General features: G+C 77.6%; 1 protein-coding gene. It reads left to right on the top strand.

Translation table 11 applies throughout. The annotated features are described in order from the left end of the window. Window positions 1-202: 202 nt before the first annotated feature. A partial coding sequence (locus ABEB16_RS13500) for a histidinol-phosphate transaminase (protein WP_345712762.1) occupies window positions 203-1,286 on the top strand: 1,084 nt, incomplete at its 3' end.

The following is a 1,286-nucleotide window of genomic DNA, read 5'->3' as shown; positions in this document are numbered from 1 at the left end:
CTCGTGGGGAGCTGCTCGCGCCGGCGGCGGATCTGCGCCCCCACGGCCGCGGCGACGCCGCTGCCGGCCCCTCGCGCCGGGTCGGCGGTCGGCGCCGGGTCCGCCGGGGCGCTGGTCACCTCCCCACCGTACATCGTGCTGAACCCTCCGTTCGACGTGGCGAACGCACCGCCCGGCGCCGGCGGCCGCCTAAGGTGCTCCGATGACCTCCCCGAGCGCCGACCCCGCACCCGCGCGCGGGCTGCCCCGCCTGCGGTCCCTGCTCACCGGGGTGCCGGCCTACGTGGCCGGCAGGGCCGCGGTGGCCGCACCCGGCGTCACGTCCTTCAAGGCGTCCTCCAACGAGAACCCCTTCCCGCCGCTGCCGAGCGTCCTCGACGCCGTGGCGCGCGCCGCCGCCGACCTCAACCGCTACCCCGACATGGCCGCCGCCGCGATGACCACCGCCATCGCCGAGCGCTTCGGGGTGCCGGTGGAGTCCCTGGCCACCGGCACCGGCAGCGTCGGGCTGCTGGCGCAGCTCGTGCAGGTCACCTGCGACCCGGGGGCCGAGGTCGTCCTGCCGTGGCGCTCCTTCGAGGCCTACCCGATCGTGGTGCGCCTCGCCGACGCGGTCGGGGTGCCGGTGCCGCTGACCGCCGACGGTCGCCACGACCTGCCCGCGATGGCCGCGGCCGTCACCGACCGCACCCGGCTGGTGCTGCTGTGCTCCCCGAACAACCCCACCGGCCCCGCGCTGCGCCGCGAGGAGCTGACCGCGTTCCTCGACGCGGTGCCCACCGACGTCACGGTGGTGCTCGACGAGGCGTACCGGGAGTTCGTCCGCGACCCGCAGGTCCCCGACGGCCTGCAGGTGCGCCGGGACCGGCCCAACGTCGTCGTGCTGCGCACCTTCTCCAAGGCCTACGGCCTCGCCGGGCTGCGCGTCGGCTACGCCGTGGCCCACCCGGAGGTGGCGGGCGCCCTGCGCAAGGCCGCCACCCCGTTCGGCGTCTCCGGCCTCGCGCAGGCCGCGGTCGTGGCCTCGTTGCAGCCGCAGGCCGAGCGGGAGCTGCTGGCGCGGGTGGACGCCCTCGTCGCCGAGCGCACCCGCGTGCTGGCCGGCCTGCGGGGGCAGGGCTGGCCGGTGCCCGACGCCGACGGCAACTTCGTGTGGCTGCCGGTGGGGGCGGACTCGGCGCGGGTGGCGGCCGCCTTCGGCGAGCGGGGGCTCGCGGTGCGCCCCTACGGCGAGGACGGCGTGCGGGTGACGATCGCCGAGCCCGGGTCGAACGACCTGCTGCTCG

It is taken from the genome of Kineococcus glutinatus, from assembly GCF_039542765.1.
Lineage (GTDB): Bacteria > Actinomycetota > Actinomycetes > Actinomycetales > Kineococcaceae > Kineococcus_A > Kineococcus_A glutinatus.
The sequence above is the reverse complement of the archived record's forward strand: the minus strand, read 5'-3'. Positions and strand labels throughout refer to the sequence as shown.